Origin of the sequence: Mesorhizobium sp. M7A.F.Ca.US.006.04.2.1 (genome assembly GCF_004022915.1) — a bacterium.
In the GTDB taxonomy this organism is placed as follows: Bacteria; Pseudomonadota; Alphaproteobacteria; order Rhizobiales; family Rhizobiaceae; genus Mesorhizobium; species Mesorhizobium ciceri.
Genome location: NZ_RZQA01001631.1, coordinates 1 through 475 on the forward strand (window position 1 = coordinate 1; position 475 = coordinate 475).

Annotated in this window: 1 pseudogene; it reads right to left on the reverse strand. The window is 67.2% G+C overall.

Annotated elements, in window-relative coordinates:
• Positions 1-475, reverse strand: a pseudogene (locus EN925_RS39135) (chromosome segregation protein SMC); the annotation flags it as partial.

The window sequence follows — 475 nt, forward strand, 5'->3', positions numbered from 1 at the left end:
GTCCAGTCGTTCGAGGTTCTGCTCGGCCGCCTTCAGCCGCAGTTCTGCCTCGTGGCGGCGGGTGTGCAGGCCGGAAATGCCTGCCGCCTCTTCGAGCAGGGCGCGGCGTGCCTGGGGCTTGGCCTGGATCAGTTCGCCGATGCGGCCCTGGCCGACCATCGACGGGGAACGCGCACCGGTCGACTGGTCGGCGAACAGAAGCTGCACGTCCTTGGCGCGGGCCTCCTTGCCGTTGATACGGTAAAGCGAGCCGGCCTCGCGCTCGATGCGGCGCGACACCTGCAGTTCGTCGGCATCGTTGAAGGCAGCAGGCGCCGAGCGGTCACTGTTGTCGAGGAAAAGCGTGACTTCGGCGGTGTTGCGGGCGGGCCGAGTGCCCGAGCCGGAAAAGATGACGTCGTCCATGCCGGACGCGCGCATGTTCTTGTAGGAGCTTTCGCCCATCACCCAGCGCAGCGCCTCGACAAGGTTCGAC